The organism is Streptomyces sp. S4.7 (assembly GCF_010384365.1).
Lineage (GTDB): Bacteria > Actinomycetota > Actinomycetes > Streptomycetales > Streptomycetaceae > Streptomyces.
The window spans coordinates 1,902,474-1,928,033 of record NZ_CP048397.1 but is presented as its reverse complement, the minus strand read 5'-3'; the positions used below and the strand labels follow the sequence as shown (position 1 = coordinate 1,928,033).

General features: G+C 72.2%; 17 protein-coding genes. 6 read left to right on the top strand and 11 right to left on the bottom strand.

Going from position 1 to position 25,560, the window contains the following annotated elements:
- Positions 1–6 precede the first annotated feature (6 nt).
- On the top strand, positions 7–5,340 hold the full coding sequence (gene pulA / locus SSPS47_RS08465) for a pullulanase-type alpha-1,6-glucosidase (protein ID WP_164249939.1): 5,334 nt from the start codon (positions 7–9) through the stop codon (positions 5,338–5,340).
- Between the two features lie 379 nt (positions 5,341–5,719).
- Positions 5,720–6,364: a DUF4230 domain-containing protein gene (locus SSPS47_RS08460; protein WP_239064811.1), complete on the top strand. Its 645-nt coding sequence runs from the start codon at positions 5,720–5,722 to the stop codon at positions 6,362–6,364.
- Between the two features lie 36 nt (positions 6,365–6,400).
- Here SSPS47_RS08460 and SSPS47_RS08455 read toward each other — a convergent pair whose 3' ends face one another.
- Positions 6,401–7,153: a TetR/AcrR family transcriptional regulator gene (locus SSPS47_RS08455; RefSeq protein WP_164249935.1), complete on the bottom strand. Its 753-nt coding sequence runs from the start codon at positions 7,151–7,153 to the stop codon at positions 6,401–6,403.
- Positions 7,154–7,205: 52 nt separating this feature from the next.
- Here SSPS47_RS08455 and SSPS47_RS08450 point away from each other — a divergent pair, with 52 nt between their 5' ends.
- Positions 7,206–7,697, top strand: coding sequence for a hypothetical protein (locus SSPS47_RS08450; RefSeq protein ID WP_164249933.1), 492 nt, complete (start codon positions 7,206–7,208; stop codon positions 7,695–7,697).
- Positions 7,698–7,742: 45 nt separating this feature from the next.
- Here SSPS47_RS08450 and SSPS47_RS08445 read toward each other — a convergent pair whose 3' ends face one another.
- A complete protein-coding gene (locus SSPS47_RS08445) occupies positions 7,743–9,635 on the bottom strand; it encodes a hypothetical protein (protein WP_164254449.1) in 1,893 nt (630 codons plus the stop codon).
- Positions 9,636–9,850: 215 nt separating this feature from the next.
- The gene (locus SSPS47_RS08440) at positions 9,851–13,006 is read right to left on the bottom strand and encodes an alpha-N-acetylglucosaminidase (protein WP_164249931.1); all 3,156 of its coding nucleotides are present in this window, start codon (positions 13,004–13,006) and stop codon (positions 9,851–9,853) included.
- A 139-nt stretch (positions 13,007–13,145) separates the two neighbouring features.
- On the opposite strand from SSPS47_RS08440, the gene SSPS47_RS08435 reads away from it, so the two are divergent.
- The gene (locus tag SSPS47_RS08435) at positions 13,146–13,610 is read left to right on the top strand and encodes a hypothetical protein (protein WP_203557800.1); all 465 of its coding nucleotides are present in this window, start codon (positions 13,146–13,148) and stop codon (positions 13,608–13,610) included.
- A gap of 66 nt (positions 13,611–13,676) precedes the next feature.
- Here SSPS47_RS08435 and SSPS47_RS08430 read toward each other — a convergent pair whose 3' ends face one another.
- The 4 genes from SSPS47_RS08430 to SSPS47_RS08415 all read right to left on the bottom strand — a co-directional run bounded on the left by SSPS47_RS08430 (position 13,677) and on the right by SSPS47_RS08415 (position 18,428).
- Positions 13,677–15,113 (bottom strand): DUF1996 domain-containing protein, encoded by a 1,437-nt coding sequence (locus SSPS47_RS08430; protein WP_164249929.1) that lies wholly within the window; start codon positions 15,111–15,113, stop codon positions 13,677–13,679.
- Positions 15,114–15,318: 205 nt separating this feature from the next.
- Complete coding sequence (locus SSPS47_RS08425; RefSeq protein ID WP_164249927.1) at positions 15,319–15,972, bottom strand: response regulator transcription factor; 654 nt, start codon at positions 15,970–15,972, stop codon at positions 15,319–15,321.
- Positions 15,957–17,228 (bottom strand): sensor histidine kinase, encoded by a 1,272-nt coding sequence (locus SSPS47_RS08420; RefSeq protein WP_164249925.1) that lies wholly within the window; start codon positions 17,226–17,228, stop codon positions 15,957–15,959. The genes SSPS47_RS08425 and SSPS47_RS08420 overlap by 16 nt, the downstream gene beginning before the upstream one ends.
- Positions 17,229–17,423: 195 nt before the next feature.
- On the bottom strand, positions 17,424–18,428 hold the full coding sequence (locus SSPS47_RS08415; protein WP_164249923.1) for an NAD-dependent epimerase/dehydratase family protein: 1,005 nt from the start codon (positions 18,426–18,428) through the stop codon (positions 17,424–17,426).
- Between the two features lie 119 nt (positions 18,429–18,547).
- Between SSPS47_RS08415 and SSPS47_RS08410 the strand changes: the two genes are divergently transcribed.
- Both SSPS47_RS08410 and SSPS47_RS08405 read left to right on the top strand, forming a co-directional pair.
- Positions 18,548–19,237, top strand: coding sequence for a hypothetical protein (locus tag SSPS47_RS08410; RefSeq protein ID WP_239064810.1), 690 nt, complete (start codon positions 18,548–18,550; stop codon positions 19,235–19,237).
- A 55-nt stretch (positions 19,238–19,292) separates the two neighbouring features.
- Positions 19,293–20,831 (top strand): PepSY domain-containing protein, encoded by a 1,539-nt coding sequence (locus tag SSPS47_RS08405; RefSeq protein ID WP_164249921.1) that lies wholly within the window; start codon positions 19,293–19,295, stop codon positions 20,829–20,831.
- Between the two features lie 90 nt (positions 20,832–20,921).
- On the opposite strand, the gene SSPS47_RS08400 is transcribed toward SSPS47_RS08405, so the two are convergent.
- The 4 genes from SSPS47_RS08400 to SSPS47_RS08385 all read right to left on the bottom strand — a co-directional run bounded on the left by SSPS47_RS08400 (position 20,922) and on the right by SSPS47_RS08385 (position 25,504).
- On the bottom strand, positions 20,922–21,512 hold the full coding sequence (locus SSPS47_RS08400) for a winged helix-turn-helix domain-containing protein (protein WP_164249919.1): 591 nt from the start codon (positions 21,510–21,512) through the stop codon (positions 20,922–20,924).
- A gap of 377 nt (positions 21,513–21,889) precedes the next feature.
- On the bottom strand, positions 21,890–22,810 hold the full coding sequence (locus SSPS47_RS08395) for a hypothetical protein (RefSeq protein WP_164249917.1): 921 nt from the start codon (positions 22,808–22,810) through the stop codon (positions 21,890–21,892).
- Between the two features lie 91 nt (positions 22,811–22,901).
- On the bottom strand, positions 22,902–24,020 hold the full coding sequence (locus tag SSPS47_RS08390; protein WP_164249915.1) for a hypothetical protein: 1,119 nt from the start codon (positions 24,018–24,020) through the stop codon (positions 22,902–22,904).
- On the bottom strand, positions 24,017–25,504 hold the full coding sequence (locus SSPS47_RS08385) for a hypothetical protein (protein WP_164249913.1): 1,488 nt from the start codon (positions 25,502–25,504) through the stop codon (positions 24,017–24,019). The genes SSPS47_RS08390 and SSPS47_RS08385 overlap by 4 nt, the downstream gene beginning before the upstream one ends.
- Positions 25,505–25,560: the final 56 nt, after the last annotated feature.

Below are 25,560 nucleotides of genomic sequence, written 5' to 3'. Positions count from 1 at the left end.
CCTCCCGTGAAACGCCCGCCCCTGCCCGCGCTCCCGCGCAGAACGGCCGTCGCCGTCGTGGCCGCCGCCCTGTGCGCGGCCCTGGTGCCCGCGCTGCCGGCCGTCGCCGCCCGCGCCCCGGCCCCGCCGTCGGACGCCCGGCTCGCCGACGAACCCGCCCGTCACGACCTGACGCGGGAACAGTTCTACTTCGTGCTGCCCGACCGCTTCGCCAACGGCGACCGGTCCAACGACCGGGGAGGACTGACCGGTTCACGCGACCGGACCGGTCACGACCCCGCCGACAAGGGCTTCTACCAGGGCGGCGACCTCAAGGGGATCACCGATCGGCTGGACTACGTCAAGGGGCTCGGCACCACCGCCATCTGGATGGCGCCGATCTTCAAGAACAAGCCGGTACAGGGCACGGGCGACGACATGTCGGCCGGCTACCACGGCTACTGGATCACCGACTTCACCCAGGTCGACCCGCACTTCGGCACCAACGCCGAGCTGGAGAAGCTGATCGGCAAGGCCCACGACAAGGGCATGAAGGTCTTCTTCGACGTCATCACCAACCACACGGCCGACACCGTCGACTACGCGGAGAAGAAGTACGGCTACCGCCCCAAGGGCGCCTATCCGTACCTCGACAAGGACGGCCGCCCCTTCGACGACCGCGAGGGTGTCGGCAGGGTCGACGCGGACGCGTTCCCGTACACACCCGCCCCCAAGGCCGGCGAGAAGAAGGTCCCCTCCTGGCTCAACGACCCGACGATGTACCACAACCGGGGCGACTCCACCTTCGCCGGGGAGAGCTCCGAGTACGGCGACTTCTCGGGGCTGGACGACCTGTGGACCGAGCGTCCCGAGGTCGTCGACGGCATGGCGGAGATCTATCAGAAGTGGGTCCGTGACTTCGACATCGACGGCTTCCGCATCGACACCGTCAAACACGTCGACCTGGACTTCTGGACCCAGTGGGCCACCGCGCTCGACGCCTACGCCGCGAAGCGGGGCCGCGACGACTTCTTCATGTTCGGCGAGGTCTACTCCGCCGACACGGCCGTCACCTCCCCGTACGTGACGCGCGGGCGGCTCGACTCCACACTCGACTTCCCCTTCCAGGACGCGGTGCGCGCCTACGCCTCGCAGGGCGCGTCCGCCGAGCGGCCGGCGAAGGTCTTCGGCGAGGACTACCGCTACACCACCGACAAGGCCAACGCCTACGAACAGGTGACGTTCCTCGGCAACCACGACATGGGCCGCATCGGCACCTTCCTCAAGCAGGACAACCCGGACGCCGGCGACGCGGAACTGCTGAAGCGGGCCCGTCTCGCCAACGAGCTGATGTTCCTCTCGCGCGGCAACCCGGTGGTCTACTACGGCGACGAACAGGGCTTCACGGGCCCCGGCGGCGACAAGGACGCCCGCCAGAGCCTGTTCGCCTCCAGGACCCCCGACTATCTGGACGACGACCAGCTCGGCACCGACCGGACGCACGCCTCCGACGCGTACGACCCCACGCACCCGCTCTACCGGTCCATCGCGGAGCTGTCGAAGCTCACCGAGCGGCACCCGGCGCTGCGGGACGGCGTACAGACACAGCGCTACGCGGCCGACTCGGTGTACGCGTTCTCCCGCACCGACGCGCGGGAGCGGGTCGAGTACGTCGTCGCCGTCAACAACGCCACGACGCCGAGGACCGTGGACGTGCCGACCGGGTCGGCGCGCACCGACTTCCGTGCCCTGTACGGCACTTCGGGCACCGTACGCAGCGGGGCGGACGCGAAGGCCGAGGTCACCGTCCCGGCGCTGTCGGCGGTCGTCCTGCGCGCCGCCGCACCGCTCGCGCCGCCCGCGGCCAAGCCCTCGATCACCCTCGAAGCCCCGGCGGCCGGGGCCACCGGAACCGTCGAGATCACCGCGGACGTCGACGGCGGCCAGCTCAATCGTGTCGTCTTCGCCGCCCAGGTCGGCAACGGCAAGTGGCGCACCCTCGGCAGCGCCGACCACGCCCCGTACCGGGTCACCCAGCATCTGGACGACGGCGTGGCCGCCGGAACACCCCTGCGCTACAAGGCGGTCGCCGTCGACAGCCGGGGCCGTACCGCATCGGACCTCGCCTCCTCGACCGCCGGCCGGGCGCCTGCTCCCGAGCCCCCCACCGCCGTCGAGCGCGAGCACGCGATCGTGCACTACAGGCGCGCCGACGGGGAGTACGACGGCTGGCAGCTCAAGTCCGGCGACCGGACCGCCGAGTTCACCGGTCGCGACGCGTACGGCGCGTTCGCGTGGGTCGACGTCACCGAGGGCGCGGCGGCCGTTCCGTACACCGTCGTCAAGGACGGCACGCCGGACGGACCCGAGCGCACCGTCGACCTCGCGAAGACCGGCGAGGTCTGGATCGAGCAGGACGCGGACGGCCAGAGCGAGAAGGCCCCCGACGGCGCCTACCCGCCGCAGGACAGGAGCAAGGCCGTACTGCACTACCAGCGGGCCGACGGCGAGTACGACGGCTGGGGTCTGCACACCTGGACCGGTGCCAAGGACCCGACCGACTGGGCGAAGCCGCTGACGCCGGTGAAGGAGGACGCGTACGGCGTGACGTACGAGGTGCCGCTCGCCGAGGGCGCCACATCACTCAGCTACATCCTGCACAAGGGCGACGAGAAGGACCTGCCGTCCGACCAGTCGCTCGACCTGGCGACGTACGGCAACGAGGTCTGGCTGCTCGGCGGCCGGCCGAAGTATCTGCTGCCGACGGCCGGCGCCGTGCCCACGCCGGATCTCGGCAGGGCCGAGGCGCAGTGGATCGACCGGGACACCGTCGTCTGGAAGGTGAGGGCCACCGAGGCCACCAGCCAGCAGCTCGTGTACGCGCCCGGCGGCGGCATCACCGTCGAGAACGGGGCGCTGTCCGACGAGGGGCGGTGGCTGCGGCTGGCACCGGGCACGCTGAGCGACGCGCAGAAGGCGAAGTACCCGCATCTGAAGGACTTCCCGGCGTTCACCGTCGACCCGCGCGACCGGGACAGGGTGAAGGAGTCCCTGCGCGGCCAGCTCATCGCGACGCAGCGGGCCGCGAACGGCGCGCTGCTCGACGCCACCGGCGTACAGATCCCCGGTGTGCTCGACGACCTCTACAGCGCCGACGCGACGCGTGCCTCGCTCGGCCCCGTCTTCCGCAAGGGAAGTCCCACGCTGTCGGTGTGGGCGCCCACGGCCCGGCGGGTCGCGCTCGAACTCGACGGCACAAGCGTGCCGATGCGGCGCGACGACCGCAGCGGCGTCTGGTCCGTCGAGGGATCCCGGAGCTGGACGGGCAAGCCCTACCGATACGTGGTCGACGTCTGGGCTCCGAGCACCGGGAAGATGGTCACCAACAAGGTCACCGACCCGTACTCGACCGCCCTGACCACCGACTCGGCGCGCAGTCTCGCGGTCGACCTCACCGACCCGAAGCTCGCGCCCAAGGGCTGGTCGACGCTGAAGAAGCCGGCGGCCGTCCCGATGCGTGACGCGCAGATCCAGGAGCTGCACGTCCGCGACTTCTCGATCGCCGACCGCACATCCGGCCACCCCGGCCGCTATCTGGCCTTCACCGACACCGGGTCGAAGGGCATGAAGCACCTGGCCGAGCTGGCCGACGCGGGGACCGGCTACGTCCATCTGCTGCCCGCCTTCGACATCGGCACCATCCCCGAGAAGAGGACCGACCAGCAGGAACCGGCCTGCGACCTGTCCGTGTACGCCCCCGACTCCGACGAACAGCAGGCGTGCGTCGCGAAGGCGGCGGCGAAGGACGGCTTCAACTGGGGCTACGACCCGCTGCACTACACCGTTCCCGAGGGCAGTTACGCCAGTGACCCCGAGGGCACCAGGCGCACGGTGGAATTCCGGCGGATGGTGCAGGGCATCAACGGCACCGGGCTGCGTACCGTGATGGACGTCGTCTACAACCACACCGTGGCCGCCGGGCAGGATCCCAAGTCCGTACTGGACCGCATCGTGCCCGGCTACTACCAGCGGCTGCTCGACGACGGCACGGTGGCGACATCCACGTGCTGCGCCAACACCGCGCCCGAGAACGCCATGATGGGCAAGCTGGTGGTCGACTCGATGGTCACCTGGGCCAAGGAGTACAAGGTCGACGGCTTCCGCTTCGACCTGATGGGACATCACCCCAAGGCCAACATCCTCGCCGTGCGCGACGCGCTGGACGCGCTGACCGTCGCCAGGGACGGGGTCGACGGGAAGTCGATCGTCCTCTACGGGGAGGGCTGGGACTTCGGCGAGATCGCCGGTGACGCGCGCTTCGTCCAGGCCACGCAGAAGAACATGGCGGGCACCGGGATCGCGACCTTCTCCGACCGGGCGCGCGACGCGGTGCGCGGCGGCGGCCCCTTCGACGAGGATCCGGGCGTCCAGGGCTTCGCCTCCGGGCTGTTCACCGACCCCAACACCTCGGCGGCCAACGGCACCGTGGCCGAGCAGCGGGCGAGGCTGCTGCACTACCAGGACCTGATCAAGGTCGGTCTCAGCGGCAATCTCGCCGACTACTCCTTCACCGACACCGCGGGCCGCACCGTCAAGGGCTCCGACGTCGACTACAACGGATCGCCCGCCGGATACGCCGACGCACCGGGAGACGCGCTCGCCTACGCGGACGCGCACGACAACGAAAGCCTCTACGACGCGCTGGCGTTCAAGCTGCCGCGCGCCACGCCGGCCGCCGACCGGGCCAGGGCGCAGGTGCTCGCCATGGCGACGGCGACGCTCACCCAGGGGCCGTCGCTGTCCCAGGCGGGGACGGACCTGCTCCGTTCCAAGTCGCTGGACCGCAACTCCTACGACAGCGGCGACTGGTTCAACGTGATCAACTGGGACTGCCGCGACGGCAACGGCTTCGGCCGGGGACTGCCGCCCGCCGCCGACAACGAGGACAAGTGGCCCTACGCCAAGCCCCTGTTGGGGACCAAGGGCATCGCGCCCGGCTGCGCGGAGATCTCCGGTGCCTCGGCCGCGTACCGGGATCTGCTGAGGATCCGTACCTCGGAGGCGGCTTTCCGTCTCTCCTCCACCGGCGCCGTCCAGTCCGCGCTGTCCTTCCCGCTGTCGGGACCCGACGAGACGCCGGGAGTCATCACGATGCGCCTCGGCGAGCTGGTGGTGGTCTTCAACGCCACCCCGGACAGCTCGCAGCAGCGGGTCCCGGCGCTGGCGGACCGGGCGTACGGTCTGCACCCGGTGCAGGCGGCGGGCTCGGACGCGACGGTGAAGAAGGCGTCGTACGAGGCGGATTCGGGCACCTTCACGGTGCCGGCCCGGACGGTGGCGGTCTTCCGGGCGGGCGCGTGAGCGAAGGTGCCACGAGCGGGCACGGGTGGGAGGTTCCGGTGACGGACCCGACCACCTGACGGAACCGGTCCGATCCTGACCGGTTCGCACCACGGGTGGCAGTCATGGTCCCCAACCGGGCCGGACTGTCCCCGTGGTGGGACACCTTCCCGAAGAGACGACCAGGTCCGTGGGACGGGGCGCTGCGGGGACCGCCGCCCTGACCGGCGCGATCGTGCGACCGCACCGCCAACGCTCGTTTCATGCACGCCGGTTGCCGGAACTTGTTGCGGTCCCGGCGGAGCGTGAACCCCGCCGGACGGGTAACCCGGTAGGTATGACGTCCACCGACGTGAAACCAGAACCCGATCAGAGTCGGGGCGGGACGCCAGGGTCACGTGTGTCGCAAGCGCCCTGGTGGATCAAACTGCCCGTCGGACTCGTGGTGCTTGTCGTGCTGCTCGGGATCGGCAGCCGGCTCGATCTCGTGCCCGGCTTCGACGACGTGTTCGGCGAGAAGACGAAGGACCGCACCGGGCCGACACTCCTCAAGTCCATCCAGGACCTCAGCCGGTACCAGGCGGCGTCCGGGAACTTCCAGGTGGTGGTGGATCTGGAGAAGGACGCCAAGTTCCTCCCCGACACCGTCAAGGGCAGCCGCACGCTCTACGTGGGCGCGGGCAGCGTGGGCTCGTACGTGGACCTCGGCGGGATCGGGGACGAGAACGTACAGGTCGACAAGGAGCGCACCACCGCGACGCTGCGGCTGCCGCACGCCCGGCTCGGCGAGGCGACGCTGGACGCCGACCGGTCGTACGCCGTCTCCAAACAGCGCGGACTGCTCGACCGGCTCGGGGACTTCTTCTCCGACAACCCGGCCGACGAGCGGGCTGTCAACAAGCTCGCCGCCAAGCACATCCAGGACGCCGCGAAGGACAGCGGACTGACCGAACGGGCCGAGAAGAACACCACCAGCATGCTGCAAGGGCTGCTCACCTCCCTCGGCTTCAAGGAAGTGACGGTGGTCTACGGGGAGGCGGGCTGACCGCCGCTCCCGTCGGTGAGGTGCCGCGCCGCGTGGCTATGCCGTGCGCGGTGTCGGCAGGGCCGTCGGCACCGGTACCGGTACCGACGGCCCCGGCAGCGTCTCCGCGAGGGCCGTCAGCCGGGTCAGCAGATCGCCGAACGGCCCGCCCGGCGGCTCGTCGGCGAGCACCGGCAGCAGCATCCGCGCCATCTCCTCGTCGTACGCCGCGCTCACCGTGGCCAGCGCGGCGAAGTCGTGCACCAGCTGCAATTCCAGCTCCCCGCGCGGGATCCGGCGGCCGTCCAGCCACAGCAGCGCCGTCGACTCCGCGAGCGACACCCAGGAGCGCACGACCAGTTCCAGCCGGGGCGGCGGGGACTGGATGGAGAGATGGGACAGAATCTGCTCGTACGCTGACTGCCGCACCTCGTCGATCATCGCGTTGGCCGTGGACGAACCCACGGCGGGGCCGCCCCGCATCAGCGCGAAGAAGCCGGGACCGTGTTCGTCGACGAAGTCGAAGAAGCGGGCCATGACCCGTAGCAGGCGGGCGCCGAGCGGCCCTTCGCGCGGTTCGACGAAGCGCTCGGCCAACTCGTCGGCGGCCCGCCGCAGCGCGGCCTCGTACAGCGACTGCTTGCCCGGGAAGTAGTGGTAGACCAGCGGCCTGGAGATGCCGGCGGCCGCCGCGATCTCGTCGATGGAGACGTGATCGGGCGAGCGGTGGCTGAACAGTTCCAGCGCGACACCGATCAGTTGCTGGCGTCGCTCTTCGACGCCCATTCTGCGTCGGACCCCGGTCGTCATATGAACAGCCTAACCGTCGGTGGTTGAAGGCTGTCGGTTACGCTCGCCGACCATGAGCGCATCTGACCAGGAAGAGGTCACCGAAACGCCCGAATCGCGGCCGGAGTCGAAGCGGGAGCCGAACCCGGAACCGGAGGCGGAGTCCGGGACGGACACGTCGGCGGGGGACCCGGACACCGGGTCGGAGACGGCCCCGGAGAGCGAGCCGACGAGCGGGCCGGACACCGAGCCGGAGAGCGGGCCGGACACCCGTGTCGGTGACCCCGCGGACGCCGGGCACGACGACACGGCCCTCACCCCGCGCCAGGCCCGCCGTATCCGGGTCACCGTCGCCTCGGTCCTACTGGTCGCCATGGCCGCGCTGTTGGCCGTACGGCTCGCCAACCGCAGCTCCGTCCTCGTCGTCGGCGTCTACGGGCTCGCGATGATCCTCTGCGGCGTCGTCATCGAACTCAGCAGGCACGGCCGCACCCGCCTCGCCACCTGGGTGCTCGGCGTCGGCCTCGCCGCCACGCTGGCCACCGACTGGCTGCTCCTGCCCTGAGCCGCACCGCCGCACCGGGCCCTGCCGGGGCGGCGGCACCGGCCGTCAGCGCAGCGCGCCCACCCGCGTGCCGTCGGCCAGCCGCCCGTCGAGCTCCGCCCGGTCACCGGGCTTCGCCGGAACCGCGAGGAGCCGCCCCCGCGCGTCGCCCGTGACGCCGCCCGTCGTACGGACGGAGCGGAACCCGCCGCCGCCCGCCGCCAGTACGTACCACCGGCCGCCGCGCGACTTCCACAGCACACCCGCCAGTACGTGGGGCTCGCGCGCGCCGCACGCCGCCGAGTCCTCCGCCCGCGCCGCGATCGCGCCCGGCTGCGGGGCCCCGGCCCTGGCCGACGGCGCCTGGAACTGCGCCAGCACCCTGCTGTCCGTACCGCGCCACGTCTCGGCGCGGGTGCACACCCAGCGCGCGCCGCCGTTGGACTCGGGCAGGGCCTGACTCGCGTACTGCCAGGAGTTCACCGTCCGCACACCGTGCGAGCGCACCGCGGGCAGCAGACACGCCGTGCGCGCCCACGCGGCGCGCGCCGCCCCGCCCGACACGTCGGCGGGCGCCGACGGCGGGCCCGACGTCAGCCGCGCGGGCGTCAGTTCACCGAGGTCGGTCAGCAGCCGTACGGAGCCCGCGCCGCCGCCCGTGCCCTTCTCCGCCACCTCCAGCACGTCCCACGCCCCGCACTCCCGCGTCGCGCCCGGCGTCGGCAGCGGGTCCGTCACACCGTCCGCGCCGCGCCGCAGGGGAGCGGCGTCGGCGGCCGGGTCGAGCAGATCGCGTACGGACGTCGCGGTCACCCAGGGCGCCGTCAGATAGCGCACGTTGCCGTCCGTACGCCCGGCGACCAGCGCGTACGTGGCCGGGGCCGCGCCAGGCGCGGTGTCGGCCGCCGCCCCGTCGACCCGGGCGAAGTCCAGCGCCACCGGGCCCGTGCCGGTGCGGGGTTCCGCGTACCGGGCGATCCGCAGCCCGTCGTACAGCAGCACCACCCGCGCCCGGTCCACCTCGCCCGCGTACAGCAACTGCGCCGGTCCCATCGGTGGTCCCTCCGGCGTCGCGGGCGTCGACGAGACCCGCACCGAGGCGCCCGGTCTCGCCCAGACCGCCAGCGCGCGGCGCAGCAGCGGCCGGTCGGCGGCCAGCGCGCCGCGCGTGGGCCACACGGAGAAGTCGGTACGGGCCGACGCCCGCCAGGCGTTCGCCGGGACGCGCAGCACCTTCGCCGGGTCGAGGGCGGCCTCAGCCGCCGGGTTGCGCGCGTACGAGGGGGCGGCGGCGCCGTTCGCGCCCCAGCCGCCGCCGGGCAGCGCGAGCAGCGCGCCGCAGACGGCGACGGCGGCGACTCCCGCGACCGCGGCGCGCGCGTGCTGGCGACGGCGCAGCAGATCGGTGGGGCGGGCCTGGAGCGAACAGGGGTCGTACTCGGGGGACTCCAGCAGCGCCACGCCCTCCGTACCGATGCCGTCCGCCTCCGCGAGCGCCGCGTGCGGGTCCTCGACCCCGGCGGTGGCGAGCAGCCGGTGCACGTCCGTGTCGGGCAGCCCTTCCAGCCCCCTCAGTACGAAGGCGGCCCTGGCGCCGCCGGAGAGACCCGACAGGCGCCGGTCGAGGGCGAGTTCGTCGGCGCCGCCCGAGCGCGGGAACAGCCGCAGGCCCCACACGTGCGGCAGCAGCGGCGGCAGCTGGGCACGCCGGGGCCACGCCGCGCGGCGCAGCGTGCGCCCCGCGTCGAGAGCCTGCCGCAGCACCCGGCCTCGTACGTAGGCGTACACGCTGTCGGCGGTCGCCGCCGTGCGCCCGCGCGGCAGGGAGCGCTGAACGAGGGCGTGCGCCGTCAGCACGCGGCGGTTGCGCCCGAGGACCGGAGGCAGCACGAGATAGGCGAGCCGCGCCAGCCGCTGGTAGTGCTCGACGAGGGCGGCCTCGGCCTGCTCGACGTCGATGGGGACGGCGACGGGAGGACCGGGGGCGGCGGGGACGGCCGTGACGGTGTCGTGTGGGGGCACGCCCAGCAGAACGATCCACCGCCCGTATGGTCACACCCAACCGCCTTACGCCCAGGGGCGTTTGCCGGGGGCGCCGTGTTGCCCTCGGCCCCGGCCGACCCGGCCGGCGCGTCACCGGCCGTCCGCCACGGCGGCAGCCGCCCTCCCCCGGCCTACCCCGTCACCGCCCACCCGCTGAACTCGACCGTGCCGCGCAGCCCGCTGCTTCCGTTCGTCGCGCTCATGAACAGTCCCGCGTCCTGGACGGTGCCGGCGCCGGGGACCGGGACCGTGGCCACCGTTCGCCATGTCGCGCCGTCGTCCGTCGAGCACGAGCCGGTGAAGCCGCTCCCCGCGCGGGCCAGCCGCAGCAGCACCGGCGCGGTGACGCCGGTGACGCGCTGGTAGGTGTCGAGCGTGCCGTCGCCGGTCGTGTCGTAGGAGAGCACCACCCCGTTGGACGGCGTCACGGCCAGGTTCACGATGCCCGGCGAGCCCGGCGTCGCCAGCCGGTCGCGGACGATGACGCCCGCGCGGGCCCACGCACCCGTGTTCTCCTGCGCGTCCACCCGCAGCGTCACACTCACGCCGTCCCTGAACGCGCCTTCTTTGAAGGCCGTGCCGAACTGCGTGGTCGCCCGCCACAGGTCCTGCCCGCCGCCGTTGACCGCGAAGCGCTCGCCGAACTGACCGAAGACCGCCTCGTTGTTGCTGTACGTGCGCCAGCCCGTGGCCAGCGGGCCCGCGACGTACACGGCGCCCCGCTGGACGGTCCGCACGCGCTCCTCGCCGCGTGGTCCGTACTCCAGCGCCAGCGCGTACGGCAGCGGGCGCAGCGGCGCCGTCAGGGGCTCGCCGGGCGCGGTCACCGACCAGGAGACGGACCCGGCGCCGGCCGGGTCGACGGCCGGCAGCCGCGTGGGGCCGTCCGGCCGGGCGTCGAGGCCGGTCAGGGCGAAGTCGACGGGGCCGGTGCCGCGCAGCCCGTTGGTGTATCCGAAGTCGGCCCGCACGGTGCCCGTGCTGCCCGGTGTGAAGGCGAGCGGGTCGGCGGTGACGGTGACGGTGCCCTGGTACGGGGCGGTGGCCAGGGTCTCCCGTACGCGCAGGGCCGTGCGGTACGCGTCACCGGTCGCCCGCACCGGATAGGCGCCGCGTGCCCGCGTCCACGCCTCCTCGTCCACGTACCAGTCGAAGACCTTCGGCTCCCGTCCGGCCACCACGGCGTCGGTCAGCTCGTCCAGATACGCCTGCCACTGCGGCAGATGGACATCGGCGAGCAGGCCCTGCCAGTCGCGGTTGGCGTAGTTGCTCAGATGCCCGGCGGCCGACCTGTCGGCCCAGGTGGTGATCAGCGTGCGCGCCGTCCACTCCAGCGTCGTGGCCTCCGCCGGACTCGTCGCGAACCCTTTCGCGTCCTGAAGCCACGGACCGAGCAGGAAGGAGCGGTGACAGCCGGCCATCGTGTCGCTCAGCCGCATCAGTCCGAGCCACAGCGCGGCCAGCGCGCGGAACGTGGCGACGTCGCCTCCTTGGAAGGCGCCGCGCAACTGCGGCAGCAGCAGCCGCGACCGGTTGGCGAGCGCCTGCCTGGCCAGCTCGGTGACATCGTGCCGGTACGCGTCCGAGCCGCGCAGCCCGGCCGCCACGTCGAGCAGCGAGCCGAAGGCCTTGTCGAACTCGCCGGTGTCGAAGGCGGTCCCGACGGACGAGGTGAGGGAGGGGCGGCGGGAGAAGAGCGAGTCGACGGGGCGGCCGTCGGTGGTCCTCAGCCGGTAGGCGGTCGCCGCCAGCACACCGAACGCCTCCCGCGCGGCGCGGTCCTCGCCGCCGTAGCGCAGATCGGCGTACGACCGGAACCAGCTCTCGCGGTCCACCGCGTCCTGGCGCCACGCCAGCTCGCTGAACAGCTCGAAGGCGGCCGGGTCGCGCTCGGCGGCCTCCGGCATGTACGCGGTGCCGGCGAGCGCGCTGCCCGGTTTGTCGCGCCAGGCCGTGAACCGCTCGGTCCAGCGGTCGGAGTTGGCGCCCAGCGTCGTACGGCCGCCGAAGTTGGGGATGGTGCCGAAGGCGTACGGCGCGCCGCCCCAGTCCCGCTCGCGGTCGCTCACCGAGTCCAGGTCGGACAGACCGTCGACGATCAGCACCCGGTCGGTGTCGATGGCGTCGAGCAGGGCCGGCACGGGATTGGTCTGCCAGCCCAGGATCACCCATGTCGCGTCGGGGCGGGCCGTGTGGAGCGAGGTCTCGACCGCGCGGGCCGCGTCGGGCACGGGGACGTCCCCGGCGCTGCCGCCCTCGTGCAGCAGGTCCATCTTGAAGTGGTTCACCTCGCCGAAGAGGTCGGCCTGGTGACGGTAGAACGCGGCGGCGACCTCGGCGAAGACGGAGGTGCGCGGGTCGAGCCAGTCGGGGCGCGGCAGCCCGTTCCAGTCGCCCTGCGGCACGGTGCGCCCGCCGGGGTTGCGGACGGCGAAGCCGTCCGGGACGGTGCCGAAGTAGCCGGGCAGCACCGGGGACATGCCCAGTTCACGCATCCGGTCGGTGATCCGCCGGCCGAGTACGGCGCGTGCGTCGATCAGCTCGGGGGAGAGCGGGCCGCCGTACGCGCTCATGTTCTGGAGCAGCCACCACGGCTGGTGCGAGGGCGCGGGCAGCCAGGTGCGGGCCTCGGTGTCGGAGTAGCCGAAGCCGGTCAGCAGCCGGTGGTAGACGGCCTCCTGGCCGGTGGTGACCAGGACCTCGTTGCAGCCGTGCAGGGCGAGGACGTCGAGCAACCGCTCCCAGCGCGGCCAGTCGGCGTACGGGGCGGTGTAGCCGTCGTGCGTGTCGTTGAAGGCGAACCGGTGCCGTACGGTCGCCGAGCGCTCCAGCGGGCGGCGGGGCGCGGGCAGCGTGGCGGGCAGGTCGAGTTGGCTGCCCGACCAGCTGATGTGGGCGCCGCACTCGTACTTCAGATACCAGTGCACCCCGGTGAGCAGGACACCGGCGTCGGTGCCCGACACCTCGACGCGGCCGGCGGACCCGGCGACCCGGAACCGCTCGGGGCCTTGTGTCACCCGGAACCGGAACTGGTCGGCGTGGCGGGGGAGCAGGCGCGCCAGGGCCGCGCGGGCGGCGGCGGTCGCGGTTTCGGCGCCCGCGGTCGTCGGAGGGGTGAGGGGGCGGGCGGCGGCGGGGGAGTGCGCGGCCAGCGCCGTACCGGCGCCGATGGCCCCGGCGCCCGCCAGCACGGCACGCCGGGAGGGCGCGGAGGGGGCGTCGGGAAGGGAGGGGAGTGCGGGGGCGGAGACAGGGGCGGGAGGGATGGGACTCGGCAGCTCGATCATCAGCGGTCCTCTGTCCTCGGCTACGGGGTGTGACAACAGGTGCGTGAGGAGCGCACGTTAATGACGGGGAGGGGGGTGGGCAACGATGCGATGTGTCGTTCACTCGCGCGGGGGCTTGCGGAGAGGGCAGGATGGCCGAATGCGTACCGAGCGACCCCGAGTGGCACTGGTGGTGCCGGCCCTGGCCCTGGCCCTGTTGAGTGGCTGTGGCACCAATGACGACGAGGCCCCGAAGGTGCCGAAGACGGCGACCGGGAGCCTCGAACAACTGGCCGACAAGGCCGAATGCGATCCGAACGTGCAGACCGACGCGGATGAACTGCGCCAGGCCAACTGCAAGACGGGTTACGGCAGATACATCCTCACCACGTTCGCGACCGACCGAGGTCTGCGCGAGTGGATCAACGAGGCCAACGACTACGGCGGTTCGTATCTCGTCGGCAGGAAGTGGGTCGCCAGCGGCGACGCGAAGGTGGTCGAGTCGCTGCGCGGCCGGCTGGGCGGAACGGTCGAGACGGCCCCCGCACACCACTCCGGCGGCGAGGACCACGACACCGAGGACCACGACACCGGAGGACACTCGGGCCACCCCGGAACGAACTGACACCGAACGGCGTCGGCCGGGCCGCGTACGCGGCCCGGCCGACGCCGAAGGATTCACCTCACGCGGTCAGTCGCATTTCTTACCGGTGTTGATGCAGTCGACCATCTTGGTCATCACGTCCTCGTCGAAGACGTTGATGAAGTCGCCGTGGTCGGTGATGGGCTTGTGCAACTGCTCGGGGAAGGAGTCCACCGCGAAGCCGGGACCCGGCGGAAGGTCGTAGACGATCCGCTGCTTGAGCTGCGGAATGGCCTGGAAACCCTCCTGGCACTGCCCGTTCTCGTCGGCGAACGCCACGTGCGTGCGGTGATTCGCGCTGTCGGTGTTCTGTCCGTCCCAGCAGCTCTGGAAGTCGAACGAACGCACCACCTGGCTGTCCGCCGGGCAGATCGGGTACTTGTCCTTCAGTTGGCGGTCCTCGAATCCGGTGCAGCTCCACGAGGCATTGGCGTTGGCGTCGCCGTTGACGAACGCCTTCGCGTCACCGGTGATGATGCGCAGGAAGCGGGGCATGGCCGTGACCTTCGACGCGGCGCTGCCGGCGAACTGCAGGGTGACCTCGGACGGGGTCTGGATCTTTCCGACGTTGCCGTCCTTGCCGCCGCCGTCCTCGTTCGCGTCGGCCTCGTTCTTACCGTTCTGGAGGCGGACCACCGGCCAGTAGTAGGTGGACTTGTCGCCCTGCTCGTCGCAGGTCGTCTCACCGTTGGCCAGGTCGTCGTCGCTCGCGAAGGCGTTGTTGGCCTGGTTGCCCACGTAGTCGTGCTTGTGGTGGGCGCCGTTGCTCACGCCGGGCGCGGCGATGACGTTGTCCGAGTTGAACAGGCCGTTCTTGTTGCGCCCGCAGTCGGTGGTGAAGGTGCCGGTCGAGGCCTGGTCGCCGGGCTGCGGCTCCTGGATGTTCGGCTCGACGGACTCGATGTCGACGAAGTCCGAGGCCTCGGGGCCGTTGCCGGGAGGCTGACCGTCCTGGCCACCGTCCTGGCCGCCGTCCTGGCCGCCGTCCTGGCCACCGCCCGGATCGCCCTCGTCGGTGCTGTCGTCGGGCCGCATGGTGCAGGGGGCCAGCGAGTCGAGGCTCTTCTGCGAGTGCCCCGCCTGCTTGAGCGCGGAACGGATCTTCTTGAGGCTGGCGAGCCGCTGCTGCTTCAGCGGCTTGAGGATCTTCTTCTCGGTAAGTTCCGGATCCCTCTCCAACTTCACCTTGTTGTCGGCGAACCGCTTGTAGGCGACGGTGATCTGCGTGTCCATCCGGGCCAGTTCCCGGTCGACCGTGGCTCGGGCGCGCTTCGGCACCTTGGTGAGCGCATTCGCGACCTCGGGACAGTCGATGGTGGACATCTGCCGTCCGGCGTTCTCGATCCGCTCCTGACCGGGGCGGCTTTCTCCTGCGGATGCGTAGACATTCACCGCTACCAGGCCACCCCCGCCCAGAATCAAGGCTGCCGAGGCCGCGATGGCCCGGTTCGCCACTGTCGAGCGTTTTCTTGACGTGCGTCCCATGGAACTCCTCAAGCTTCGGTGCCGGTTCAGGGGGATCTCCGGCGGGGGGAGGAAGCGCTCCGTTCCATACGGACGGCATTCGCGGCCTGTTCAGCCGCACTGGGAATTCATAGAAATCTCCATCAACAAACCGGGCGGATGCCCGCAACACACCCCGCCCGGTGGCCCCTTGGGCAACACGGGCGCCGACGCGCCGGACCCGCCGCTACTGCTGGCCCCGGTCGAGGTAGGCGATCACCGCGAGCACCCGCCGGTTGTCGTCGTCCGACACCGGCAGCCCCAGCTTCCCGAAGATGTTCGACGTGTGCTTGGACACCGCCCTCTCCGTGACGACGAGTTGGGCGGCGATCGCCGCGTTCGACCGCCCCTGCGCCATCAGCTCCATGACCTCGCGCTCACGCGGCGTCAGCCGGCCGATCGGCTCGTCCTGGGCGCGCCGGGACAGCAGTTGTTGGATGACCTGGGGGTCCATCGCCGTACCGCCCCCGGCGACCCGGCGCACCGCGTCGATGAACTGGTCGGCGTCGAAGACCCGGTCCTTGAGCAGATAGCCGATGCCGCCGTTGCCGTCGGCCAGCAACTCGCGCGCGTACAACTGCTCGACGTGCTGCGACAGGACGAGGACGGGCAGTCCGGGACGGTCCCTGCGCGCGGCGAGGGCGCACTGGAGCCCCTCGTCGGTGTGCGACGGCGGGAGCCGGACGTCGACGACGGCGACGTCCGGCTCCAGTTCCGCGAACGCCTTCGTCAGTTCGGGCCCGGTCTCCACGGCGGCCAGGACCTCGAAGTCGTACGCCTCCAGCATCCGGACCAGGCCGTCACGTAGCAGGAAGAGATCTTCGGCTAGGACAACTCGCAAGGGATCTCCACGGTGACCATGGTGGGGCCGCCCGCGGGGCTGCTGACGGCCAGGATGCCGTCGAATGTACCGAGTCGGCGCTCCAGTCCGCTCAGCCCGGTGCCGGAACCGATCTTCGCGCCGCCGACGCCGTTGTCGCCGACGGCGATCCGCAGCATGGACTCCGTGCAGGTCATGTCGATCCAGATGTGGTCCGCGCCGGAGTGCTTGATCGCGTTGGTGAGGATCTCGCTCACCGCGAAGTACGCGGCCGACTCCACCGGGGCCTCCGCACGGCCCGGCAGATCCACCTGTACGTCGGTCTCCACCGGCAGCCGCAGGGCCAGCGCCTTCACCGCGTCGCCCAGCCCGCGCTCGGCGAGCACCGGCGGGTGGATGCCCCTGACCAGGTCGCGCAGCTCGGTCAGCGCCTCGGCGGAGGACCTGCGGGCGCTCGCGATCAGCTCCTTGGCCTTGGCCGGGTTCTTCTCGATGAGCGCCTCGATCGTGCCCAGGTCCATTCCCATGGCGACCAGGCGGGCCTGCGCACCGTCGTGCAGGTCACGCTCGATCCGGCGCAGTTCGGCGGCGGAGGTGTCCACGGCGTCGTGCCGGGTCTCGGTGAGATGGGCGACGCGCTGCGCCAGCTCCTGGTCCTGGTTGGGGGCGAGCAGGGACTTGGCGAGCAGGAAGTGACCGCGCTGCACGTCGTCGGCGTACCGCACACCCACCGCCGCGATCGCCGCACCCAGCGCGGCGGCCAGCAGGCCCGTGAACTGGCTGTGGACGGGGACGAAGCCGTACCAGTACGAGCCGCCCTCCTCGAAGACCCGCCACAGTCCGGCCGCCAGCACGAGACCTTCCAGCGGGTAGACGAACAGCCCCAGGGAGATGAAGGCGACGACCGCGCCCGCCGTCATGTCCACCAGCAGCCACGCCAGGTCCCGCCAGGTCGCCGGGTCCTTCAGCATCAGCGTCGTCCGCTCCACCTGCCCGGTGACGCCGGTGCGCAGATCGGCGGGCATCGGGCGGTACGGGACCGGGATCCTGACGTCCGACCAGGTCGCCGCCAGCAGCCGGCGCCGGTTGGCGTGCGCCCGCACGGCCCGCAGGACGTGCGGGGTGGTGAAGACGCCGATGCCGAGAACGATGAAGGTGATCGACAGCACCGAGAGGACGAACAGTGTGATCGAGCCCGCGATGGCGCTGAGCCCGAGCACCAGTCCCCGCCCCGTGGTGGTCGCCGCCTCCGCGACTACCTTCTTCGTCCTGTTCATCGTCGTTCCTCTCCCTTTCGCCCGTGCCCCATCGGCCCCCGGCCCTCGGCCCGACCGGCGCGAGCCTCAGTCTGCCGGTCGGGGCGCGTCCGGCGGGAGCGGGTTCCGCCCCCAATCGGTGGTGTACCTAGCACCACTCGGACACCCCCGGCATCCCCGCCCCGGGGGGCTCCCGGGCGGCATCGAGTCCCCGGCTCACAGCCCCAGCAGCGCCGCCTCCACCTCCGGCGCGAGCCCGAGAGCCGGGCGGTCCGGACGTTGCGGGGCCGTGCCACCGATGGACCGGAGCCAGGCCCAGGTGTCGAAGACGGTCTCCCGCGCCGGCCGGCACCGCAGCCCCGCCGCCAGCGCCGCGGAGACGTCGCCGCCGTGCATCATGTCGTGCGATTCGCCGCGCGGCAGCCAGACCGGCAGGTCCGACCACGGCTCGACCCCGGCGGCGAGGATCGCGTCCGGGTCCGTCCAGCGCAGCTCGGCGTCCGAGCCGGTGGCCGCGACACATGCCTCCAGCAGCCCGCCCATCGTGACGTGACCCGACGGACTCACCAGGTTGTACGCGCCCCCGAGGCCGCGCTGCGCCGCGTCGAGGGTCCACTCGGCGAGGTCGCGTACGTCGATGTACTGCAACGGGTTCTCACGCGGCCCCGGCGCGAGCACCGGCCCGCCGCGCGCGATGCGTCCCAGCCACCACGGCAGCCGCCCCACGTTCTCCCAGGGCCCGAGGATCAGGCCCGCGCGCACCAGGAGCGCGCGGTCTCCGAAGGCCGCCTCGGCGGCCAACTCGCCGCCGCGCTTGTCCCGCGCGTAGTCACGCTGCCCGGCGTCCGCCGCGGCGCCTTCGACCAGCGGGCCGTCCTCCGGGAGCCCGGCACGGCTCGGGTAGGCGTACACGGATCGGCTCGACACGTACGCGTAGCGCCCCGCCCGGCCGGCGAGCAGCCGGCCCGCGTCGAGCACGGCCGACGGGGCGCCCGACCAGGTGTCGAGGACCACGTCCCACTCGGGAGCCGAGCCGTCCGTCGTGTCGGTGAGGGCCGCGAGGCCGCCCGGGGCCGTGCGGTCACCGTGCAGGACGGCGACGCCCGCCGGTGGTTCGTGGCGCCCGCGGTGGAAGACGGTCACCTGCCAGTCGCGCGCGAGCGCGGCCTCGGCCACGGCGCGGCCCACGAATTCGGTACCACCCAGTATCAGAAGTCTCATGGGGGAACCCTGCCACGGGACTGTCCGATTACCGGATCTCTTCTGCTGCGGGCATAGCAGGTCAACGGCGTCAGCACCATCTGCCGCTCTTGTCACGGGGATGGCAGCATGAGCGCACCATGACAGATGCCCGGTCGCCGATGCGCGCCTTGCGGGCCGCGATCCTCGCGGCGGTGTGCGTGACACTGGCCGCGGTGGGGCATTCGTCCGTATCCGCCGGGTCGGGCCACGAGATTCCGCCCGGTGTACTCACGGCGGCTTTCGCCGTGCTCGCCGGACTGTCGTGGCTCGCGGGCGGGCGGCGCCGGGGCATCGGATTCATCGCACCCGCCGTGCTCACCGCGCAGGGCGCGCTGCACATGACGTTCTCCGCCCTGGGGACGCACGGCGCGATGCCGGCGCGGAACCACGGTCATCCCGCGGGCGCCGGCGCGGACATGGGGGAGAGCGCGGGCCGGGGGAGCGTGACCGCCCTCCTCGCCGCCGCGGGCGACACCTCGCCCGCCATGCTCGCCGCCCACCTGCTCGCGGGCGCGGGCTGCGCGCTGTGGCTGGCCCGCGGCGAGGCCGCGTTCTTCCGGCTCGCCCGGACCGTCGCCGCCTTCGCCTTCACCCCGCTCGGGCTGCTGCTCGCCGCGCCCCGGCCGCTCGCCGTACCCCCGCCCGTACGGTCCCGGCACCGCACCCGCGCGCCGCACCGGCCGCACGGCGCCGTCCCGGCCCACACGATGTCCCGGCGCGGACCGCCCGCACATCGAGCGCTCCCGATCCGAACGACGGCCTCCGGGGCCGCCACCGCCATGGTCTGACCTGGGCGGGACCGGGGGTCGATTTCCCCGTGCCACGCCAACTCCTAGGACAGTCATGGCCATTGACGACCCCGTACAGGGCGCCGACTCCCCACGCACCACCACCGAGAAGCCGAACGCCAAGAAGGCGAACGGCAAGAAGCCGAACGCCAAGAAGCCGAACGCCAAGAAGGCGAACGGCAAGAAGGCGAACGACGGGAAGCCTGCCGCTCCCGCGACCACCTGGGGCGCCGTGCGCCCGCTCGTCCTGCGGCTGCACTTCTACGCCGGCCTGCTCATCGCCCCGCTCCTGCTGATCGCCGCCGTCAGCGGACTGCTCTACTCGCTCTCGTACCAGGCGGAGAAGATCGTCTACCGTCAGGAGCTGCGCTCCCCGGACAGCGACCGGACGGCCATGCTCTCCCAGCAGGTGGAGGCGGCACGCGCCGCGCACCCCGACGGCGAGGTCACCGCCGTCTGGCCCTCCTCCGAGGACGAGGAGTCCACCCGCGTCCTGATGACGATGCCGGACAGCGAGGAGAGCAAGTCGCTGGCCGTGTTCGTCGATCCCCACACCGCCCAGATACGCGGCGAGCTGGACAGCTACGGCAGTTCCGGGGCCCTCCCGCTGCGTACCTGGCTCTCCGAACTCCACCGCCATCTGCATCTCGGCGAACCCGGCCGCATCTACAGCGAGACGGCCGCGAGCTGGCTGTGGGTCGTCGCGCTCGGCGGGCTGGCACTCTGGATCGGCCGCAGAAGGACCTCCAAGCGGGCGCTGCTGCGGCCCGAGCGCGGCGCCACCGGACGCCGCAGGACCCTCGGCCGGCACGGCTCGCTCGGACTGTGGGCGGCGGCGGGATTCCTGGCGCTCTCCGCGACCGGCCTGACCTGGTCCACCTACGCGGGCGAGAACATCGGCGCCGTCCAGGACCAGCTCGGCGGCGCCACCCCCGTCGTCTCCGCCGAACTGGGGAGCGGCGAGGGCGCGGCGGGTGCCGACGGGCACGAGGGACACGAGGGGCACGGCGGTGACCACGAGGGCATGGACATCGGCTTCGACAACGCCCTGACCGCCGCGCGCCAGGCCGGACTCGACGGACCGGTGACCGTGAAACCGCCCGCCGAAGGAACGGCGTACGTCGTCGCGCAGCGCGACAACCAGTTCCCGCTCCGGCTGGACTCCGTCTCGGTCGACCCCGGCACCGGTCTCATCCTCGACGAACTGCGCTTCGCCGACTACCCGTTGCTCGCCCAGCTCACCCGGATCGGCATCGACGCCCACATGGGCCTCACGTTCGGCGTCGTCAACCAGCTGCTCCTCGCCGCCCTCGCCCTCTCGCTGATCCTGATCATCGTCTGGGGCTACCGCATGTGGTGGCAGCGCAGGCCCACCCGGGACCGGAAGCTGGGTGTGGGCAAGCCGATGGCACGCGGGGCGTGGCGCAAGGTCCCGCTGTCCGTGCTGCTGCCGCTGATCGCCGCGGCGGCGCTGGCCGGCTGGTTCGTCCCGCTGCTCGGCATCACGCTGGTGGCGTTCCTGGTCCTGGACGTGGTGCTCGGCGCGGTGGCGCGGGCGCGGGCCGCCCGCGCCGGTACGGCAGCCGGCGGTTAGCCCGGACCGCACAAGCGTACGAGGCCCCCGCCGGGCGAACCGGCGGGGGCCTCACCCGTGCCGAGCCGGGGGACCGAGGTCCCCGGGCCCTTACGGCGCGTACTTGTAGCCGACGCGGCGGATCGTACGGATCGTGTGACGGTGCTCGACACCCAGCTTCCGGCGCAGCCTCGCCACATGCACGTCGACGGTCCGGCCGTCGCCCACGTGTCCGTAACCCCAGACGGTGGTCACCAACTGGTCGCGGGAGTGCACCCGGTGGGGGTGCGCCACGAGATGGGCGAGCAGCTCGAATTCGAGGTACGTCAGATCCAGCGGCCGGCCGTCCACCTCGACGGTCCGCTCGTCGGGGTCGATCCGCACCGGCCCCTCGCCCACGCCGGGAGCCGGGGCGGGCCCCGGTGTGGGCGAGGCGGTGGCGACCGGGTGCCGATCGGCCGGTACGAGCACGAGATAGCCGATCATCGGCGGTCGGCCCGGCAGCGTCGGCAGGGTGTGCGCCGGGGCGGGCAGCCAGGTGGAGCCGGGCGGCAGGAAGTCCACGAGCCGGTCGGCCGCACCTGCCGTACCGGCCGCACCGGGCGGCACGACCTCGTCACGGTCGACGGCTCGGAGTCGGTGACGGCCGGAGGTGGGTGAGGCCGCGGCGGTGACGGTGGAGAAGGGGCGGGAGTTCGCCATGAGGGGTCAGCTCTTTCGCGCGAAGGATGTCGTCGAGTCGACAGGACGGGACGTACGTCATTCGCGACGGCCGAAGGCCTGGGAAGAGGCTTTAGAGGGCCGGCGCGTTCCTCGCGCGGCAACACACCCGGTCGAAGTCGTGATGCTGCCGGGACGGCCAGAACGGCTCAAGGCCGATGCGACCCGACGCGTCGTGCTGAAGGCTGGCCATGACCTCATTGAAGCAGAAACGGCGGCGCAGCAGGAGTGCTCTCTCACCGGTCGATACGCGCGGAGAGATCCACTGGCCATTTCATGGGCCGTTCATGGGGGTGACAGCCCGTTCACGGAGCGCGCCCGCGCCGGCGTCGTCCGGGCCGGTGGCAGGACGACGCCGGTCAGCCGAGCCGCTTGCGCCAGTCGAGGTCCGGCACGTCGATCGCGGACCCCGGCGAACCGTCCCATTTCACCGACAGACCCGCGCCCGTCAGGGCCGCCGTGACCTCCCTGCCGACAGCCGCCGTCGTCTCCTCCGAGCCGTCGAACCCTCCGTAGTACAGGGACAGCCCGCCCCCGAGAGCCACCGACTCGGTGCACTGCGTGTGGAAGAAGACGAAGCCCCGCACCGTCCCGGTGTCGCGGTCCTCGCGTTCGGCGCCGATCTCCGCCAGGCCGCAGCCGCGACAGCAGGCGAAGTTCTCGCGGGCCACGACGCCCCGCGCGTCCAGTCCCTCGAAGACCGCCGTGATCCGCTCGGGGTCGGTCTCGCCCACCCAGCCCGCCTGCTCCTCGACCCGCTCCAGCCACAGCCGGTCCACGATGTGCCGCGCCTGCGCGGCAAAGACGGGCCGCTCGTCCCCGTCGACCAGCCACTCCTCGGCGGCCTCGGCGAGCTGCTCCCGTCCGTCGTACCCGCGCCTGATCAGCCGGCGGACGTACCGCTCGATCTCCAGCCGGGTCCCGTCGTCGAGCTCCGGCACCGGCTCGCGGCTCGGCAGCTCCACCCGATCCCAGACCACTCCCGCGTCCCAGCCGGGCTCCTGGCGGGCCCACGCGACCATGATCCGGGCCACCGACTCCGCGTCCGGCAGCTCCGTGCCGAGCATGGCGTCGGGGGAGCCGTCCCGGTGCTCCAGCGTGTAGCTCCCGGCGCCGTCCCGCACCACCTGGATGAACACGTACGGCCGGTCGGGGATCCGGTCCACGGTCAGGAACTGGTCGTCGACACACCCGATCCGCGCGACCAGCTCCCCGAGCCGGTCCGCCGAAATCCGCTCGTGTTCCTGCCAGTTCTCCGTCTTCACCCTGATGGCCAGCATGGGAGTCACTCTGGCACAGGGCACTGACAACCGACTTCGGCCCCGGCCGGCCTCAGCGGCCGACAGCCGGCTTCCGCTCCCGGCAGCGCGGTCACTTCAGCAGCGTGCCGAATCCCGCCGCGCGGATGCGGCGCACGATCTCCTCGGGCGTCGTGCCCAGTTGGTCCGCCGTCCGCCGCAGATGCCAGTCGTTGGCGGCCAGGCTGTTCAGCAGATGACCCCGTCTGATCTGTGCCGGGGCCAGCCGGAACGTCTTCAGGTACGCCGTGCGCCCCTTGTGGTCGGTGATCAGTTCACCGATGTGCTGCCCCCCGGAGTCGAGGCGGAACGGCGGCAGGAAGCGGTACATGTCGAACGACGCCATGCGGCGGACCCGCTCGAACGAGTAGGAGGCGCGCAGCAGTTCAGGCGCCATGACCGTGTCGTGCGACTCGCGCCACGTGCGCTCCTGCGCACGCGTGGCGGCCCGCAGATCGGCGAGTGTCCCGATGTGCCTCCCGTCGCCGAGTCGTGCCTCGAAGTCCGGTACGGGCGCGCCGAAGTGGCCGTACTGGTGGATCAGCTCCCCGTACATGTCCTGGAGCAGCGTCGGGTGCAGGGTGCGGTAGTCGTCCGGGTGCGGCACCACGAAGGCGGCGGCGAGCGCGTCCGCGACGTACACGAGCACCCCGCACTGGCCCGGGTGGATCTCGAAGACCCGCAGCGCGTCGGCGAGTCCGGGCACGTCGAGTCCGAGGTAGGCCGCCTCGGAACGGGGCGACAGCCCCTGCCGCAACGCCTCCTGCGACCACTGGGTCCAGGCGATCGTGGGGCCGCCGAAGTGCAGCGCCAGATAGCCCTCCATGGCCAGATGCAGCGGCAGGAACCGGCAGCGCGTGACGGCACGGCCCGGCTGCCCCTTCTTCTTGGAAGGCCGCCGCTTGACCATGCGGTGATGCCGGACGATCGCCGTGCCCGTGGGCCGCGCGGTGTCCAACTGCGTTCCGTAGGAAGCCGATTGTTCGCCGGACCAGTCGGCGACCAGCCCGTGCGGGATGTACGACACGTACCCCGTGCCCGGTGACACCAGGACCTCGCCGAACCGGTCGTACACCTCCCGGTGCAACCGCAGCCCCGGCAGCGGCTCCTCGCGCACCAGCGGCACGAGGCGCACCCCGCCCCACACCTGCGCCGGGCACACGGTCAGCCCGGTGAAGTCCAGCCCGGTCACCGTCCCCCGCCTCCCTCGTACCTGAGCAGGAAGTTCTCGGTCCGCCGGTCCAGATACGCCTGGAGCTCGGCCAGTCCGGTGCGGCCCTCGGCGAACTGCGCGATCTCCGCCAGCGCCGGAAGGTCCTCGGCGTCCCGGATCCCCGCCGTCGGCACACTCGCCGCCAGCCGGCGCACGTCGAAGTCGTCCGCGTCGTACACCGGATTCAGATGGACGACCGTCGTACGCCGCTCGGAGTCCAGGCGCGTACGCCACACCCGCAGGACCTCGCCCGCCAGTCCCGGAGGGGCGTTGTCCCAGCCGTCGGAGACGATGACCAGCCGGTCGGGGGCGTACTCCAGCGCGTCGACGACGCGCGTACCGAGCGGCGTCGGGCCGTGGGGGCGCACCAGCAGCGGGTCCGTACGGCCCGAGGTCCACCACGCGCCGTACGACCCCGGCGCCGCCAGCGCCTCCAGCAGGAAGTGCCCGCCGAGCGCGACACCGAGCGGGCGGCGGCGCTTCTCGCCCGAACCGGACGAGGAGTAGCTGTCGTCCAGTACGGCGGCGACGCGCCCCCATGTCCCGGCGTGCGCCGCCGCCGCCCGGCGCGCGGCCTCGCGCAGCGCGCCCGTCAGCTCCGCGCGCCGCCGTATCCGCTCGTCCACCGGCAGCGACAGGGCGTAGAGCGCGAGCCTGGTCAGCGGCATGACGGCGAGGTTCGTCCGCACCGCCGCACCCTTCTCGTCCGCGCCCGACTCGCGCTGTGTGCGCAGCCGTTCCTGCCGGGTCATCCGGGGCGCGATCCGCTCCACGAACGCCGAGCGCTTCACGCCGTGCTTGGCCGCGAAGCCCTCGGCGACGGTGAACGGCAGCTCGTAGAGCGCGGCCTGCTCGTAGCGCGCTCGGCGGTGCGCGTCGAGAAGCCCGTGCTCGTATCTCCGGCGCACGCCCGGCGCGAAGAGGAAGTCGCCCAGCTCCCCGGCCGCCGGGCCCGCGCCCGTGGCCGTCGTCAGCGGCAGATGGAAGTGGCGCGCCGCGGTCTTCAGCCCGGCGCGGTACTTCACCGCGTCGAGCCCCAGGTCCGGGCGGGCCGCCAGCCAGTCGCGCAGGATCGCGCGGGTGCGGCGGTTGGAGACCTTCGCCTCGCGGAGCGCGCGGAAGAGACGGTAGACGCGCTGCGGCGGCAGCAGCGCCAGCCGGGCGGCGATCAGCCTGCCCTCCGTCCGCTTCTGGTCCGGGCCCATCTCCCCGGCCTCGCCCGCCGTGCGCAGCAACTGCTCCACGATGCGCGCCGCGTTGTGGTCGTTGATGTCGAGCGCGAGCGAAGCGGCGTACACGGTGCGGTAGTTGACCCGTACGTACTCGTGGAGGAAGTCGAGCGAGAGCCGCTGCCGGTGGGTGTCGGAGCGGAACTCGCGCTGACCGGTAGACGTGACGGCGGCGTTGACGAAGAGCAGTACGTCCTCGGCCGCGATCAGGTCGGAGCCGGTCTCCTCCGTCATGATGTCCTCATCTCCCCGTATCCCCGTGCGTTCGCGCGTCACGGCTCCGCGCATGG